At 27.2% G+C, this 17,616-nt stretch carries 15 protein-coding genes and 1 pseudogene; 3 read left to right on the top strand and 13 right to left on the bottom strand.

All coding sequences use genetic code 11. The annotated features are described in order from the left end of the window. Positions 1-149: 149 nt before the first annotated feature. Complete coding sequence (locus JWF52_RS14300; protein WP_208334222.1) at positions 150-1,034, bottom strand: sigma-70 family RNA polymerase sigma factor; 885 nt, start codon at positions 1,032-1,034, stop codon at positions 150-152. A 365-nt stretch (positions 1,035-1,399) separates the two neighbouring features. After that, positions 1,400-1,981, bottom strand: a complete 582-nt coding sequence (locus JWF52_RS14295) for a type I restriction enzyme HsdR N-terminal domain-containing protein (RefSeq protein ID WP_208334221.1) — start codon at positions 1,979-1,981, stop codon at positions 1,400-1,402. A 361-nt stretch (positions 1,982-2,342) separates the two neighbouring features. Between JWF52_RS14295 and JWF52_RS14290 the strand changes: the two genes are divergently transcribed. Then, the gene (locus tag JWF52_RS14290; RefSeq protein WP_208334220.1) at positions 2,343-3,191 is read left to right on the top strand and encodes a CAP domain-containing protein; all 849 of its coding nucleotides are present in this window, start codon (positions 2,343-2,345) and stop codon (positions 3,189-3,191) included. 57 nt (positions 3,192-3,248) lie between these two features. Here the strand turns inward: JWF52_RS14290 and JWF52_RS14285 are convergent, their stop codons facing one another. Both JWF52_RS14285 and JWF52_RS14280 read right to left on the bottom strand, forming a co-directional pair. Then, positions 3,249-5,138 carry a sensor histidine kinase gene (locus JWF52_RS14285; RefSeq protein ID WP_208334219.1) on the bottom strand — a complete coding sequence of 630 codons (1,890 nt, stop codon included), beginning with the start codon at positions 5,136-5,138 and terminating at the stop codon, positions 3,249-3,251. A 169-nt stretch (positions 5,139-5,307) separates the two neighbouring features. Continuing rightward, positions 5,308-7,206 carry a PAS domain-containing sensor histidine kinase gene (locus JWF52_RS14280; RefSeq protein ID WP_208334218.1) on the bottom strand — a complete coding sequence of 633 codons (1,899 nt, stop codon included), beginning with the start codon at positions 7,204-7,206 and terminating at the stop codon, positions 5,308-5,310. A gap of 318 nt (positions 7,207-7,524) precedes the next feature. Between JWF52_RS14280 and JWF52_RS14275 the strand changes: the two genes are divergently transcribed. Further along, the gene (locus JWF52_RS14275; RefSeq protein WP_208334217.1) at positions 7,525-8,799 is read left to right on the top strand and encodes a DUF1002 domain-containing protein; all 1,275 of its coding nucleotides are present in this window, start codon (positions 7,525-7,527) and stop codon (positions 8,797-8,799) included. Between the two features lie 37 nt (positions 8,800-8,836). Here the strand turns inward: JWF52_RS14275 and JWF52_RS14270 are convergent, their stop codons facing one another. The 4 genes from JWF52_RS14270 to JWF52_RS14255 all read right to left on the bottom strand — a co-directional run bounded on the left by JWF52_RS14270 (position 8,837) and on the right by JWF52_RS14255 (position 13,386). Continuing rightward, positions 8,837-9,931 carry a DUF871 domain-containing protein gene (locus JWF52_RS14270; protein ID WP_208334216.1) on the bottom strand — a complete coding sequence of 365 codons (1,095 nt, stop codon included), beginning with the start codon at positions 9,929-9,931 and terminating at the stop codon, positions 8,837-8,839. A gap of 584 nt (positions 9,932-10,515) precedes the next feature. Beyond that, complete coding sequence (locus JWF52_RS14265; RefSeq protein WP_208334215.1) at positions 10,516-11,685, bottom strand: M20 family metallopeptidase; 1,170 nt, start codon at positions 11,683-11,685, stop codon at positions 10,516-10,518. 90 nt (positions 11,686-11,775) lie between these two features. Beyond that, positions 11,776-12,063: a DUF975 family protein gene (locus tag JWF52_RS14260; protein WP_353654949.1), complete on the bottom strand. Its 288-nt coding sequence runs from the start codon at positions 12,061-12,063 to the stop codon at positions 11,776-11,778. Positions 12,064-12,093: 30 nt separating this feature from the next. Further along, complete coding sequence (locus JWF52_RS14255) at positions 12,094-13,386, bottom strand: conjugated bile salt MFS transporter (protein ID WP_208334213.1); 1,293 nt, start codon at positions 13,384-13,386, stop codon at positions 12,094-12,096. Positions 13,387-13,664: 278 nt separating this feature from the next. Here JWF52_RS14255 and JWF52_RS14250 point away from each other — a divergent pair, with 278 nt between their 5' ends. Further along, positions 13,665-15,185 carry a hypothetical protein gene (locus JWF52_RS14250; protein WP_208334212.1) on the top strand — a complete coding sequence of 507 codons (1,521 nt, stop codon included), beginning with the start codon at positions 13,665-13,667 and terminating at the stop codon, positions 15,183-15,185. Positions 15,186-15,242: 57 nt separating this feature from the next. Here the strand turns inward: JWF52_RS14250 and JWF52_RS14245 are convergent, their stop codons facing one another. The 5 genes and pseudogenes from JWF52_RS14245 to JWF52_RS14225 all read right to left on the bottom strand — a co-directional run. Further along, a complete protein-coding gene (locus tag JWF52_RS14245) occupies positions 15,243-15,980 on the bottom strand; it encodes a TatD family hydrolase (RefSeq protein WP_208334211.1) in 738 nt (245 codons plus the stop codon). A 23-nt stretch (positions 15,981-16,003) separates the two neighbouring features. Then, entirely contained in the window at positions 16,004-16,186 is a 183-nt protein-coding gene (locus JWF52_RS14240) for a hypothetical protein (RefSeq protein ID WP_208334210.1), read from the bottom strand. An 82-nt stretch (positions 16,187-16,268) separates the two neighbouring features. Continuing rightward, positions 16,269-16,733, bottom strand: coding sequence for a HugZ family pyridoxamine 5'-phosphate oxidase (locus tag JWF52_RS14235; protein WP_208334209.1), 465 nt, complete (start codon positions 16,731-16,733; stop codon positions 16,269-16,271). A gap of 20 nt (positions 16,734-16,753) precedes the next feature. After that, positions 16,754-17,263, bottom strand: a complete 510-nt coding sequence (locus JWF52_RS14230) for a nitrogenase component 1 (RefSeq protein WP_208334208.1) — start codon at positions 17,261-17,263, stop codon at positions 16,754-16,756. Then, a pseudogene (locus tag JWF52_RS14225) lies at positions 17,214-17,444 on the bottom strand (nitrogenase component 1); the annotation flags it as partial. The gene JWF52_RS14230 and the pseudogene JWF52_RS14225, both read right to left, overlap by 50 nt. Between the last annotated feature and the right edge of the window lie 172 nt (positions 17,445-17,616).

Below are 17,616 nucleotides of genomic sequence, written 5' to 3'. Positions count from 1 at the left end.
ATATAATTATTTATTTTTATTATTTAAATGATTTCCAATGTATTTTATGCTATCATTTATTTTAAGAAGTGCATTTCCATATTTACCCTAAAATTAAAAATATAAACCAAAAATAAAGCAGGCAAAATTTACCTACTTTATTTTGTAAATTAATAAAAATGTTTTAATTGTTTTAATCTACTTGGATGTCTTAGTTTTCTTATTGCTTTTGCTTCAATTTGTCTTATACGTTCTCTTGTTACTCCAAATACTTTTCCTATTTCCTCTAATGTTTTTGGAGTATCATCATCTAATCCAAATCTCATTCTAAGTACCTTTTGTTCTTGGTCACCAAGCCCTGTTAATAATTCCTCTATTTTTTCCCTTAAGTTCTTTTGCTCTACTTCATGAATTACTACATCTGCAAAATTAGCATCTGATGGTATAAATTCAACTAAACTACTATCTTCGTCTTCTTTTATAGGTGTATCTAATGACACTATATTTTTATCTCTCTTTAATATATCTATAACCTTTTGAACATCAAGGTCACATACTTCTGCTATTTCATCTAAGCTAGGTTCTCTTTGAAGTACATTTGAAAGTTCTTGTTTTTTTCTTTTTACAAAGTTTATTCTTTGATGAAGGTGAACAGGTATTCTTATAGTATTTTCACAGTCATCTATGTATCTTGTTATGCTTTGTTTTATCCACCATGTAGCATAAGTACTAAATTTATATCCCTTTTTATAATCGTATTTATCAACAGCTTTTATAAGTCCAATGTTACCTGCTTGAATTAAATCAAGCATATCTACACTTTCTTTTCTGTATTTCTTAGCAATACTTACAACTAACCTATAGTTTGCATTTATAAACTGTTCCTTAGCTTTAGGTGAAGAGTTAATTATTGCTTTTGCTAATTCAACTTCCTCTACTGCAGACAACATTTTGTACTCTTCAATTTCTTTTAAGTACATTTTCATCGCATTCGATGTATTTGATGAATCCCCATAAATATAATTTTCATAAGTATGTTCTCTTTTAGCCCCCATAATCTAACCCCTTCTATCCATATAGTTTGTTAATTGAAATGGTAAAGTGTCTTTAGCTTCAGTTATTTTTATAATATGATTTATATTATAAAAAGATTCCATTCAATTTAACTAAAATGTCAATAAATTTATTTATCTAATATTCTACTTCAGACTTCAAATTTCCTTCTTTTTTGTATTATTTTTTTACAGAAAAAAAGACCACACAATATGCAGTCTTTTTTTCTCGAACGACGTTATAAATCCCTTATTAATAAATCCTTCCAGCGTTTGCCCCAACACTTACGGTTTTATATAGAATTTTTAACCATTTAATAATAACATCATTAAAAAGTATAGTCAAGTTCGTATATTATATGTATATATTATTTGTGATGACAACCACAGTCTGAACCATGTCCATGTCCTCCACAGCATTCATGGTCATGTCCGTGGTCGTGTCCATGTCCTCCACAACATTCATGATCGTGTCCGTGGTCATGTTCATGTCCTCCACAACATTCATGATCATGTCCGTGGTCATGATTATGTTCACCTTCTTGTGATAATTCTTCCATATTAAAGAATTCTTCTACCATAGTATCATATGTTGGAAGTGAAGCTTCTGTATCATATTCTTCTCCTGTCCAATCAGCATACATCATAGCATCTCCATTAGTTAAAACTAATCTTCCTGCCATAGTTATATTATCTACATCTTCTAAGAAGTCTACTTGTTTTTGTACAACTTCTCCTTCTAATCTTATATCTTCATCTAAACATTGTATTATCATAACTGGCGCATAGTAATCTTCTTTATCTTTAACATTAACTACTACATCTAGTACACCTTCTGCACCTTCTTCAAATTCCGATAAGGCTACATCTGTATCTATCATATCATGTGGAACTAATAAGTCCTCCATTAAATATTTTATAACTCTTTCTTTGACTAATTCTTTTGACATATATTTTGTTCTCCTTTCAGTTTATGGTCATATACCCAAACTTTTCCTTATTATAGTATAATACATTTATTAAATTTTCAATCTCTTCATAAAAATATTTACAAATATAATTTATTTATACCCTTTTTACCCTCATTTAATGTTAATTTTCATATAAATATTCTTTTTTTAATAAATTTTCAAACTTTTTTATCCCAGTATATAACTAACTTTCAGTATGATTTCTAACCTTTTGGCATATCTTTACAGTCAAAATTCGACATTTTTTGTGTTATCATAGTTTCACAGGGGGGCAACCCCTACACTAAAGGTTACAAATCAGTAACATTTTTACAAAATTCAAACAAAGAGGTGTTTTACAATGACGAAAAATATATCAACAAAACTAAAAACTTTATTAACTTTAGGGGTAGTAACTGTAGCAACAGCTTCTAGTATCGTTCCTGTAAGTGCTTTATCTCATAAGGGATATACAAAACTAAATAATAAAAGTGTAGTATATTTATATATAAACGGTGTTAAATACAAATTACCAACAAATCCAAACTGTCCTATAAAGCCAGAACTTAAGCCAGAAGATAATAACTCAGGTTCTACTAACAAGCCTGAAGCTAAACCAGAAAATAATAGCAATAATAACTCAGGTTCTACTAATAAACCTGAAGCTAAGCCAGAAAATAATAATAATAATAATAACTCAGGTTCTACTAATAAACCTGAAGCTAAGCCAGAAAATAATAACAATAATAACTCAGGTTCTACTAATAAGCCTGAAACTAAACCAGAAGATAATAACAATAATAACTCAGGCTCTACAACTGGACAATTCGCAGCTTACCAAAAAGAAGTTGTTGATTTAGTAAATGTTGAAAGAACTAAAAGAGGGTTAAGCCCACTTACACTTGACTCTAAAGTTTCAAATGTAGCTACAATAAAATCTCAAGATATGATAAATAAAAACTACTTTGACCATAACTCTCCAACTTACGGTTCTCCATTTGATATGATGAAGCAATTTGGAGTAAGCTATAGAGCAGCTGGAGAAAATATAGCAATGGGACAAAGAAGTCCTAAAGAAGTTGTAACTGCTTGGATGAATTCTGAAGGTCACAGAAAAAATATCTTAAATTCTAGCTTTACAAAAATAGGTGTTGGTGTTGCTCAAAAGAGTAATGGTACACTATACTGGACTCAAATGTTTATAGGGTAATATAAAAAACTTCTAAACATATAAAATCCCCTAGGATGTACATCCTAAGGGATTTTTTTAGATACTTAAATTTAAATATATATCTGAAAATTCTACTTTAATATTTTCTATATATTTAGATGAGTGATTTTCATCGTTTATATATGTATCTTCTTTTACTAAAACATTTGGTATTTTTACAGTAAATTTAGTATATTCTCCCAGTCTACTTTCAACTTCAATTTTGCCACTATGCAAATCAACTAATGACTTTACTAGTGATAATCCTATTCCGCTGCCTTCACTTACTTTAGTCATTCTATTATTTGCCTGTTTAAATTTTTCAAAAACTTCTCCTAATTTATCATTAGGTATACCTATTCCGCTATCTTTAACTTCTATTTCTACAAACTTATCATTACAATCTATATTAACTTCTATCAGTCCATTTTTCTTATTAAACTTAATTGCATTTGAAATCAAGTTCAGTATTATTCTTTCCATTTTATCCAAATCAAAAGCAACTATATGCTCTTCTATCATTGTATCAAATATCATATTTATACTATTTTGGTTTGCAAATTCTACTACTGAATCAAAAATATTTTCTACGTAATTTATAATATCACAATTTTTAGGGGTATATTCTATGCTTCCAACATCTAATCTAGTTGAGTCTATTAAATTATTTACAAGCTTTAGTAATCTATATCCATTTTGTCTTATAATATTTATGTATTTTTCATATCCTTTAATACTACTATAATTTTCTTCATTATCTTTACATTGTTCTAATTTCATATCTAACAGTTGTATTGAGCTAAATATTAGGTTAAGAGGTGTTCTAAATTCATGGGAGAGGTTAGCAAAAAACTCCATCCTAAGTCTTTCAAATTCAACTTCTGCTTCTTTTCTATGTGAAATGTCTCTACATATGCCTAATATGCCACCTACCATTCCATTTTCATCTATAAAAGGAACTTTAATTGTCTCTGTATAAACTTTACTTCCATCTTGTAAAACTTCCACACCTTCACTTATAATTTTTCTTTTTGCACTACATACTTTAGCATCTTCTTCTTTATATCTTATATGGCTCTTATCATTTGTTATTGATATTTCATCCTCTGATTTTCCAATTATTTCTTCTTTAGTACATTTGTATGCTTTTGCAAAGTTTTCATTGCAATGCTTAAATATTCCATTAGCATCTTTAAAAAATATATGATCTGGAATATTATCACTTATTAGTTCTAACATTTTCTTTTGGATTTGAGCTTCGTCCTTTGCACTTTGATTTTTTTTTATATCTATACACAATCCTATTGTTCCTACTACATCTTTATTATTATCATATATAGGATATAATGAAGAATTATAGCATTTATCATCTATAAAGGTGAGAGTTAATATTTTATCTATTTCTTTATTAAGAATCTTTTGATCTGAGGCGTTAAAATTGGTAGCTATATCTATAGGAAAAATTTCAAAATCAGTTTTCCCTATCATATCTTCAGAATTTATTTTTCCATAATTATCAAAAGATAAATTAGTAACTCTATATCTTCCCTTTTTATCTTTAACCCATAATAGAATATTTAATTTATCTAATATTTCTTTAGTATATTGACTATAATCATAGCATTTGGTTAACCATACTGCGAATAAATCATCATAAATATTTACTATTTCTATTTCATAAAATCTATTTAATATAGGTATATATTCTTCTAATGTATATTTTTTGTTATTTTTTATTATTTCATATATTAAATTATCATTTACTTTTTCTTTTATACCTAAAACATTTAATATGTCTTTTCCTACAATATCATTTATATTAAATGCTCCTTTGGCTTTTTGATTCATACCTAGCAATTTAAAAGAACTTGTTTTTTCCTTTAAGACCCCCCATAAACAAATTACTGGCGCTTTTTCTATCATTTTTATGTAGTTTTGAAACTCCAAAATAAATCCCCCTCATATATCTTTCATTGAATTATTTATTTTAGCATACTTCCTATGCATTTACATCTTAAGCTATCACTTTACATTTTTTACCATTTTATATATTTGCTTTAATTTTAGTTTATTTACAAAAATAAAGTATCTGAAATTACCAGATACTCTATTTTTACTATACATTTAAATTTGAATATATATCAGAAAACTCAATTTGAATATTTTCTGCGTATTTTGATAATAAATATTCTTCTTTTTCACTATATTCATTACTAGTAGTTACGTTAGGTATTTTGATAATAAATTTAGTATATTTATTAAGTTCACTTTCAATGCTAATAGATCCGTTATGTAATTCTACTAAAGACTTAACTAAAGATAGTCCTATTCCACTTCCTTCACTAACTTTAGTCATTCTATTATTTACCTGATTAAACTTTTCAAATACTTCTGAAAATTCATCTTCTGGAATTCCTATACCATTGTCTTTAACTTGTATTTCTACAAATTCATCATTGCAGTCTATGCTTACTTCTATTTTGCCATCTGGCTTATTAAACTTTATTGAATTAGATATTAAATTTAATATTATTCTTTCCATTTGCTCTAAGTTAAAAGCTATTATCTTTTCCTCTATACTTGTATCAAATATCATCTCTATTCCATTTTCATTTGCAAAATCTGACGATAAATCAACAATATTTTCAATAAATTTTACAATATCGTAATTTACAGGATTATATTCTAAAGTACCTCCATCTAACTTAGTTATATCGATTAAGTTGTTAACTAGTTTTAATAATCTAAATCCATTTCTGTTTATAATATCTATATACTTACCATATTCTTTATTGCTAAATTTACAGCTATTACAAATATCGCATTTACTTAATTTCATATTTAAAAGTTGTACAGAACTAAATATTAAATTAAGTGGTGTTCTAAATTCATGTGATAAATTTGCAAAAAACTCCATTCTAAGTCTTTCAAATTCCATTTCCGCTTCTTTTCTATGTGAAATATCTCTAGATATTCCTAAAATCCCACCTACAAACCCATTACTATCAACAAAAGGTACTTTTATAGTTTCTCTATATATTTTACGTCCGTCATCTCCAGTCTCTTGAGCTTCTACTATAATCCCTTCTTTACTTTTATACACCTTCTCATCTTCTTTTACATATTTTAATGCACAGAATTTTCTTACTGAATCTAAATTAAAATCGTTCTTACCTATAATCTCATCCTTACTTACTCCATTAGATTTTGCAAAAGCATCATTGCAATATCTAAATACGCCTTCAGAGTCTTTAAAGAATATATGGTCTGGAATATTATCCCCTATTAATTCTATCATCTTTTTTTGTGTTTCTGATTCTATTTTACAATCATCTTCTCCTGTAATGTCTCTAGCAAATCCTATAGTAGCTACTATTTCATTATCATCATATATTGGATATGATGATACATCATAATGCTTACCATTTACAAAGCTCAACATAGATATATAATCTACTTCTTTAGTTAATAGTTTTAAATCTCCCTTGACAAATGCATCTGCTACTTCTTTTGGAAAAATTTCTGAATCTGTTTTTCCTATGATATTTTCTTCATTTAAATTATAAAATTCCTTTTTATTAATATTTGTAGATATATATCTACCTCTTTTATCTTTTATCCATGTCAAACAATTTAATTTAGCTAATGCATTAGATATACATTTATCAAATTCAAAAAATGGCTTCAGCCATACTACGTATATCTTTTCACAAATATGTAATATTTCAAGTTTATAAAACTTATTTAATCTAGGTATATATTCTTCTATAGAATACTCCTTTTCTTTTTTTATTTGTTTATATATTAATTTTATTTTTTCTCTATTTTTTATTCCAAATATGTCTACAATATCTTTCCCTAAAACATCTACTTCGTTTAATACCTCTTTCATTTTTAAGTTTACTTTTAAGACTTCAAATACCTCACAATTATTTTCTTCGCTTGTTTTAAATTCTCCCAATAATCCAAGGAGTGGAGTTTTATTAAATACTTTTATATAATCTATAATTTGCAAAGTAATCGCCCCCTAAACAGTCCTTTTGCACAGTTAAATTCCTTACTTTATTTTATCATATATCACATTATTACTTTCAATATTTGACAAATTATGTTGTGTTTTTTCGTATGACAAAATCTTACATTTTTTTGATTTTTTTCCCAAATATTTAATTAAATATTTACTTTATTATATATCCTATATATAGAGAAATAAACTCATATTAAATGATATTTTATTACAATCTTGTAATCGTCTTCCACTTTAAAATAGTTTATAGTATACTATAGCGGGGGTATATTATTGAAACTTTTAAGTTGAAAGGAATGAAAATTTATGAATAAAAGATTTACAAACTTTAAACAGAAATCTATTGCAACTACACTTGCTCTTGGTCTTTGTTTATCAAGCTTTAGCCTTTCGTTTGCTGATAGTAGTAAAGTCGTTACTCTTGGCGCAAACTTAAAGCCTGCTCAAAAGGAACAAATGCTTAAATATTTTGGTGTTAATCCAGATGAAGCTGTTGTTTTAGAAGTTAACAATACAGAAGAAAGAAAATACTTAAAAGGTGTTGCTAGCGAACAACAGCTTGGTAAAATAACAATATCATGTTCTTATGTTGAGCCAACATCAAAAGGTAGTGGTATAAATGTAAAAACTGCTAACCTTACATGGGTAACAAGTTCAATGATAGCAACTACTCTATCAACTGCTGGCATAGTAGATGCAAACGTAATAGTTGCTGCACCTTTCCCTGTTTCTGGTACCGGTGGTTTAACTGGTGTTATGAAAGCTTTTGAAGATGCAACTGGTAAGCCATTACCAGAAGATAAAAAAGAGTTAGCAACTGAAGAATTAATTACTACTGGTGATCTTGGTGATGATATCGGACAAGATAAAGCTACAGGAGTAATAAATGATATTAAAACAGAGATTATAAAAAATGGTACTAAAGATACTGTTCAAATAGCAGAAACTATAAATAATATAACAAATAACTACAATATAACATTAAGTCCTGAACAACAAAAACAAGTAGAAGGTTTAATGTCAAAAATATCTCAACAAGATTATGATTATAGTAAGGTAAAAGATACACTATCTAATGTTTCTAATATAGTTGATAAAAATTTATCTGATCTCGGTGAAAGTGTTAAAAATTCTGGTATATTTGACACTATAAAGGGATGGTTTAGTAATTTATTTGGTGAAAAAAATAAAGATCTTGGTATATTAGAGAATACTAATGATAGTTTACTTGGAGACAATGCACAAATAGATGCTACTGACAAAAATGCTATAAACTTACCATCAAGCCAAGAAGTTGAAGGTTTCTTCGCTAAAATATGGAACTGGTTTACGGGATTATTTAATGATTCTAATAAAAATGGGTCTGGAAATAGTACTACAACTCCACAAAAAAGCGAAAGCACACCAACTGATGGAAATTTAAACAAGGATTCTAATGATAAATCTCAAGAGAATTCAAGTGTCCCTGCTTCTAATGCAGGTAATACAAGTAATCCTCAAGAAGAAAACAATAATTCAACTAACAATAACACATCTTCTCAAGAAGGAAGTTCTTCATCTGAGTTACCATCAGCACAATAGAAATAAAAGGCGCTATGTATAACTATAGCGCCTTTTATTATTTAATCTCTTTAAATTTAAACTTTTGCCAAGGTTTTATATCATCTATTATGAAAACTTCTTCTTCTCTTATACGACCAACTACATTTGATTTTCCACTATTTTGCATGTCACAAAGAGCAATTTGCAATTCTCCTGCATAACTTCCATAGTCACTACTTTCTATTACAATATCTCCTCTTTTTATAACATCTGGTACATTAAATAGCTCAAACTGATGTCCTTTATACTTTACTCTTGGCTGAGTTGATCTTATCATATATTCACTTATATCTCCTCTATTAAAATGAATCTCTTCAAATAATATTTTTTTCTCTACTTCAGATACTCCATCATATAAATTAACATCAAATTCAACTAAGTCTTTTCTCATAGAACCTAGTGCTTTTATCTCTTTATCACTTGGGTAACAATTTGATATTATTATATCATTTATACAATCTAACGCTATAAAATGCTTCGCTTGCACATCTATCGACAGATTTCTATGCATTTCAATTGTAGGAAGTCCATCTGTAACTGGCCAAGGCCCAAAAGTATTTTCATTTTGACTAGTTACAAATGCTGCTGTTTTCAATCCATACTTATTAAATCTTTTAGTCGATTCTTTAAAGTGTTCTAAGTTAAGTCCGCTAAATCTATGTGGATAAAAATTATGACATCCAATTATTTTTTCTTTATTAGGCCTATAATCCATTATTGTATCTAAGTAATGAACATTTTGGCTCATATTTATTTCTATCTTTAAATCTTGAGAATTGAAAGTCATTAAAGACTCTTCTAATCCTGTAAATCCTACATCCAATCTAATTCCATCTGCATTAGTTTCTTTAAAAAAGCTTAAATCATCATAGCTTATCCCTAAATCATTAAATACTGAAGGAGCAACATCTAGTATTACCTCAAATTCTTTTTTCTTTGCATATTCATTTATACTTTTAAATTCTTTTATTATATTTTCTTTGGTATCGTTTACCGAAAGTAGACATGAAAATATTCTTGAAAATCCATTTTCTGAAGCTTTATTTATATAGTCATAAATTTCTTTTTTACTACTTTTATCTGGATAAATTGAAATTCCTAATTTTCCCATTCTAACCACATCCTTATTGTATATATTTTATTTTTAATTTGTCTATACATTTCCAATACTAATTATATTACTTTAAATTAATTTAATCTAGTAAAAATTTTTATTTATTTAAAAAACTTTTTTAAATAAAAAAAGCCTTTGGATCGCTCCATAGACTCTACCATTTTCAATACATATAAGGTTATACTATTGTAACTTAGCTAGTTAACACCATAAATTCAAATTTATATAGATTATTTAAGTTTAATATAAAATAAGTACTATAAACTCCCATATATAGTACTTATTTTATATTTGATATTTAATAATTATTCCGTATTTATTACATTCCCCTACTGCATTAGTAATTTAATATAAATTCGATTATTTTATAGATAACTATCTCCCTCTTTAGTTAACTACATCCCTCTATTTAAATATATATAAATCCCTAACCCCTTTTATATTATATAACATCCTCTTTGTCGAATTTTGTAACTTCTCGCTAAATTTATCATCTATTTTAAGGAAATATGTGTAAAATATTCTAATTAATACAAATAATTTTCTGTTTAGAATACCGCTTCATTTATTTATAATAAGATTTATTTTTTAAGTAATTCTTTATCCAAGTATAATTCAAGAGATGCTCCAACCATAGCTTTAATTGATTTATGTAATTTATCATAAGCTTCTTTAGAATTTACATGATGTAGAAATTCTTTTTCATGAACATAAGACATAGGATTAATATCTAATTTAAGCTCTGTATACATTGTAGGACAAACTTGACTTACATTTCCTATATCAGTTGAACCTGTTGGACCATCACCTCCTTCTATAAAGTCTATAACTCCTACTCTTTCAAGGTTTTTCTTCATTATTTTTTGTAATTTAGGATGATTAACTATATTGTCAAATGAATTTTCAAAGTTTCTATAACTTAATTTTGCACCTGTCATTAATTCAGCTCCCTTTGCACAATTAATAACTTTTGATGTAATTTCATTTAAATAATTCCTATCTAAAGCTCTTATATAAAATTTACATGCAGCTTTATCTGGAACAATATTTGGAACTTGTCCTCCATCAGATATTATTCCATGTATTCTGACGTCTGATTTTACATGTTGTCTAATAGCATTTATTCCTGCAAAAGTAAGATTTACTGCATCTAATGCGTTTACTCCCATATGAGGATGGGAAGCTGCATGGGCTGCTACTCCTTCAAATGTAAATTCTAGAGAATCCATTGCTAGAGCTTTACAGTTTACATTGTTGTATGCTTCTAAATGCATCTGAAAAACTGCATCTATATCGTCAAATGCACCCATATTAACTAAGTTACATTTATATCCAATAGTTTCTTCCGCTGGTGTACCAATTAAAACAACCTTACCATTAAAATATTTTTTTAGTTTGCTTAAAACTACACTTGCTCCTAATGTTCCTGCAGCTATCCAGTTATGACCACAGGCATGACCTGCTTCATTATTTTCTCCATACCCTGGTAGAGCATCATATTCAGCTAAAAAGGCAATTGTCGTTTCACCTTCATCACCTAATTCTGCCCTAAATGCAGTGTCTATATCACAGTATGGCATTGTTACCTTAAATCCATATTCTTTAATCTTATCAGCTAAATATTTTGAAGATACATACTCTTCTCCTCCAAGTTCTGGATTATTAAAAATAAAATCACTAACTTTTTCAAATTCTTCTTTTAGTTCTTCTTCTATGGAACACGATAAATCTTTTAATTCGTCTAAATTCATATAGATTCCCCCCTTATACAAAATAGTTATAATAAAACCTAGTTATGCACTTATCTAAATTAAGTATATAACTAGGCTTTACTTTTAAAATTATTCTTCATCTAGACCTAATTCTTTATCAGATTCTTTTAAATTTAAATAAAAGTTAGTTAGCGTCATTTGATAGTAAGGTATATACCATAGAAAACCTATACCAAGTGTAAATATACAAAGTATAACCCATCCAATAAAACTTAATTCAAGTATAAATAAATCTAACTTATGGCCTTTCATCATTTCAGAACTTCTTTGTAAACATTCTATAACACCTATACTAGGATCTTGAACTAATATAAAATATACTTGAGAAAACATGAACATAGCTATAATCCCAGGTATTATTAGTAATAAAGTTCCTATAGATTTTTATTAAGCTATTTTTTCAAATTCGCTTAATTTTAATTCTTTCTCTTTATTTAGTTTAGTAATTCCTATCGATGAGTTTATAAGTAATATATAAGCTAAAACTACAGATACTAATATAATTGACCAAGAAATATTATATCCTAATTTATCAACAAATACTCCAAATAGTGCTGAGCCTGAAGAGAATCCTACTGCAAATAATAATTGAACTAGTCCTAATTTACTTCCATAATCTTTATTTCCAAATAGTGATCCTGTCATATATGCTGGTCCCATCATATAAACATATACAGCTAATCCTTTTATAGCTGAGAATACATGTGCAAATATTGGTGATTGATTAGACATCATTAATGCTATTCCAGATATAAATACTAACACTGAAGATATTATTAAGCATTTTGTAACTCCTAGTTTATCAAATAAAAATCCTCCAACTATATTTCCACCTAGTGAACAAATTGCAAATATTGAACCTGTTATACCAATTGTTGCTACATCAAACTTTAAAAATCCTTGGAAGTATGCAGCGTACTGAATTGAGTATGCTGATACATATATTCCAACAAATAAAAATCCTACTGCAGCCATCCAAAAATACTTAATGTTTTTAACTTCATTTAAGGAATATCCAGACTCACTACTATCTTCTTTAGATGACAATACTTCTACATTTTTACTTCTAACTATTTCATTATCATTTTTAGGCATTCTTATCATTAAAATAGATATTATTAGTCCTGATATTAAAGCAACAATACCAAACATAAAATAAGAGTAAGAATACCCTTTAGTTGCTATAGATTGTATAGCTATCTGTTGAAGAAAAATATTACCTAAAGATCCTCCTGCAAATGCTAACCCCATAGCTTTTCCTTTGCTTAAATCATCAAACCAAGAACTTATTAAAAGAGGAACTCCTATACCTGATATAGCTGTAGCTCCTAATTGAACTATAACTGCTACTGAATAAAATTGCCATAATTCTGTACACATAGAATATAGTAAGAATCCAACCCCAACAAGAATAGATCCTAATATATATATTAATTTAACATTAATTTTTGAAAAAGACGCTCCTATAAACGGTCCTGCGATTGCTGCCACTATTGTACCTATTGTAAATATAAGAGAAAATCCTGCTATACTAAATCCTCTATCACTTGTAACGGGGTGCATAAATAAAGCCTGTATATTTGCTGCTATTCCAAATGGAATTGCTTGTATAAGCATACATGCAACTACTATCATCCAACCTGCCATAAATTGTTTTTTATTATTTCTTAAAGTACTCACAAAAACACTCCCTTATGTCGATTTTTCATCTTAATAACGTTTTCTTTATTATACTTGTGAAAACGTATTACCCTTTAAAGCTATAATAGCATTGTAAACATAGTCATCGCTATGCACTTTTAGGCACTTTTAGGTTTTTGGGAATTCGCTGTTTTTGTCCTTGACTCATTTTGACTCCAAATTAGTCAATTTTGATTCAATTTTTTTTAGCTTAAATAATGATATAATTGAAATGAATAATTATACTTAAAAATAACTTCTTAGGGAGAATCATAAAATTGAAAAATATAACGTTTGGAAATGTATTAGAAAATTTACTATATCTATCTAACCAAAAAAAGGGTAGCTTAGCTAGAGCTTTAGGTTATGATATATCTTATGTTAACAAATGGATATCATCTAAAAACCTTCCTAGTTCAAAGAGAATAAATGAAATTTGTAAAAATATATCTGATTTCATAGTAGACTCCCTTACAGAGTCTACATATGAAAATTTAGTGAAATACTTTGAAATAGATAAAAATTGTGATGAAGATTACTTAAATAAATATATTGAAAATACGTTAAAAGAAATATATTTAGATACAGTAAATACAAATAATAAATCGTTGCAAAGTATTCCTAAAAATACTCATTCAGAAGAGTATTATAACAGTCTTTCTAATGTTAAACCTATTTTGATACAAAAAAGTTTACTCGATGAAATAGATTCATATGCAGACAAAGGGGACAATTTAGAAATATTGGTATCTCTAAATTTATTTGATATAAATTATAAAGAAAAAATATCTTTAGGAGATATGAAACGAGTTTTTTATGAAATGAGTAAAAAGACTAATATAAAAGTCAAATTTTTATTAGGATTAAAAGGAGAAAATCAAAATGAAATACTTAATTCAATACTAGGTATAAATTTAATCTCAACATATCCTTCACTGAATTTCGAAATATACAATTGTAATTTGAATTACAATACAGTTATTGTAGCAATTAAGGATAAATTTTTATCTACTTCAATCTTTTCAGAAGAAGGAGACTGCTTATTTTCAACTACTTCTAAAGAAAAAAAACTGGTTTCAGAATTGTATGATAGTATTGAATACACTTTAAGGAACAAAGGAAAAAATATATGTTACAAAAAAACTCCAGATTTAATGATTGAAGATCAAACTTATATTCAATATATTATGAATAATGATTTAAGATGCTTACTAGGGTCAATAAATGAATTTTTTATGCCTGAAGATTTATTTATGGAAATAGCTGAGAGAGTTTTTGGTGACAATAAAAAAATAATGAATGAACTAAAAAAAATAAATGTATTTCTTCATAATGCAACCTATAAATCTAAATTAAAAGTTCTTTTATATGAAGCAGAACTAAGGAAATATATGTCCTCAGGATGTCTACATTTTTTTAATACTCCTGTTACCTTAACTTTTAAAGAAAGAGAAAGACATATAGAATATATTGAAAAAATACTTATGGAATCTAATGATGTTGAAATCAGATTAGTTGATGGACACTTCGTAGAAGATTTCAAGAACAATGAAAACCCTTCGCTTTATTTATCTAAAAATTTAAAATTCACAAAAGTTCATCCTGAATCTGGCGAAAATGACTATTCTATAATATGGGATAAAGTTTTTAAAGGTATGTGTGATAGTCTCTTTAATGCACTTTGGAATGCTAATGGTGATATTATTTTAGATAATAAAGAAGATATATTAGACAGAATTTCTAAATCTATAAGCTATACTAAAATAATAAATAAAACATTTGGTGATAATATAAAATAACTTATATAAATAAAAAGCTACAATATGATATTGTGGCTTTTTATTTTATCCCTTTTATTATAAATTTAGTAATTTATTATAATTTTCATAAATTATATCTTCTAATTTTTTATCATCAATATTTTTATAATTTGCTATTTTTTTAACTACTTCTTTAATAATACTTGGATATCCATATTCTCCATTTACCCACTTAAGAGCTGTTGGTCCATCAGTTTCTACTAGTAATTTATTTAATGGAATTTTATCTAATACCTTATATGCAATATCTGAATATCCTATATCTACACTAATAGTAAAGTAGCATCCTAAACTTATAAATTTATCTAGAGTATCCATATCACCACTGTACCAATGTATTATAGCTTTTCTGTAATTATATCGTTTTAATGAATTATATATTTCAATTTCAGCTCCTTTAGTATGTAAATTTACTATTTTATTTCTTTTTACACTTTCTTCTAATATAAACGTAAATACTTCTCTTTGTTTTTCATAAGTCGATGTATCTTCTATCCATACATAATCTAGACCTATTTCTCCTATTAATTCACTTTCTTCTATATAAGGTATAAGGTCTTTAAAGTCTCCATTAAATTGTGAGGCATTCCAAGGATGTACTCCAAAACAAGGTTTTATATATTCACTTTGTTTGCTATATTCTTTGTTTTTAATATAGCTTTCTATATCCATACTATTCGCTAGCGTAATTATTTTATTTTTATTTATTTCATCTATTGCAATTTCTATATTATCTTCAAAAAAATCTAAATGTGTATGCGAGTCTATATACATAACTCCTCCCAATGTTAATATTTTTATATCATTAAATGATTGTGTACAACTACTATTTTGGAAAATATAATAGATTGTTTTATTATCTTTAGTCCATAACCTGATAAGTACGGTATCAATTCTTTTTTATAATCTTCATCTTTTACTACCACTATAGTATTTGGATTATCATAAAGCTTTTTTTCAAAATAAGGAACTATCCACATTTTATCTGTTGGGTACCTAGAAAATCATATCCTACAAAATAATACAAAGCTCTACTTGTTTTTCCAAGCAGAGCCTTGCATTTTAGCTTCTATGTCCTATTCCAGTTACTTGTTTTGATTGTATTTCTCCGTTTACGAGTTTTATATCAAAAGCTTGACCAAATCCTTTTACAAGTCTTCCTTGTATTATATCAAGTTCAAACATATCAAAATCCATCTTCTTAAACATTGCCATCATTTTAGCATCATGTACTTCATCAAATTTATTAAATATATCTTCACTAACATCCTCTACAATTTTAGCTTCACAATCAAATGATAATCTAGCTCTTGCAAATATTGTTTGAGCTAAGCTTTCATCTTCAATTATCATAACTGCGCATTTTTTGTTATCTCTTAAGTTATAGTAATGATTAGCTGCTTTGCTTAAGTATACATATATTTTTTCACCTATCATAACAAAAGGTGCATAGCTTATAGCTGGGTTATTATCTTTATCTATTGAGCTTATCATTATGCTTTTTTGATTTTTTAATAATTGTTCCATTATATCATTCTCCTTATGTCTTATAAACTTATGTTTAATATATTTTCTATCATCCACAGACATCCTCTAAATCCTATATAAGGAGTATATGAATAAATATTTACTCTGTGTAAGTTTTGGTTACTTACTTGTAAGTCAAACTTTGAGTTATGCTTCATATCTAAACTAGGTCCATCAGCAAGTAACATTAAAAGTTCTGTTTCCTTTAGATATTTCATTCTATCTAATTCTTTAGAACTTACTATAACAAATTCATCTTCACAAGTTGTTTTGTACAAGATCTCTTTTCTATCAACTTCAATACCTAGTTCTTTTAATAATTCATTTATACCCATAACTGTGTCATAATCACCAAATATTGCAACTTTTTTACTTCCTTTATAGAAGTAAAATTTACGTTTAATTCCAAATATATGATTTTTTACACTATTTACTTCAGCATTTAAATTACTCACACTTAAATTCCAAGAAGTAATCTCTTTAACCTTTTCTATAAATGCTATTGAATTTTTGAGCCCATAAATATTCATATATATATATATATGGTATATTAAATTTTTCTTCCATAAGTTTGGCCGCTTTTAAAACTTCTTTTCTTATAACTATGTTAAGGGATGATATAGATGCTTTTTCTATATCTTCAATAGTTGAGTACGCTGTAAAAGTCGTATTTACATATTTATTAAATAAAGTTTTCATCATTCTTTTTAACTCTTCACTGTTTCTGTCTACCCTCTATTAAGTTACAACTTAAAAGTTCCTAATTCTATCAAATAAAGATAACAGGCTTTCTATAGTACTAGCTCCAATTTCATTGCAATTACATCTTCCTCTTGGAGCTATAATTACTCTTCTTGCATTTAATAGGCCATTACAAATAATA

The organism is Clostridium sp. CCUG 7971 (genome assembly GCF_017590215.1).
Lineage (GTDB): Bacteria > Bacillota > Clostridia > Peptostreptococcales > Peptostreptococcaceae > Faecalimicrobium.
Note: the sequence above shows the minus strand (reverse complement) of the source record. Positions and strands in the feature narration are given on the sequence as shown.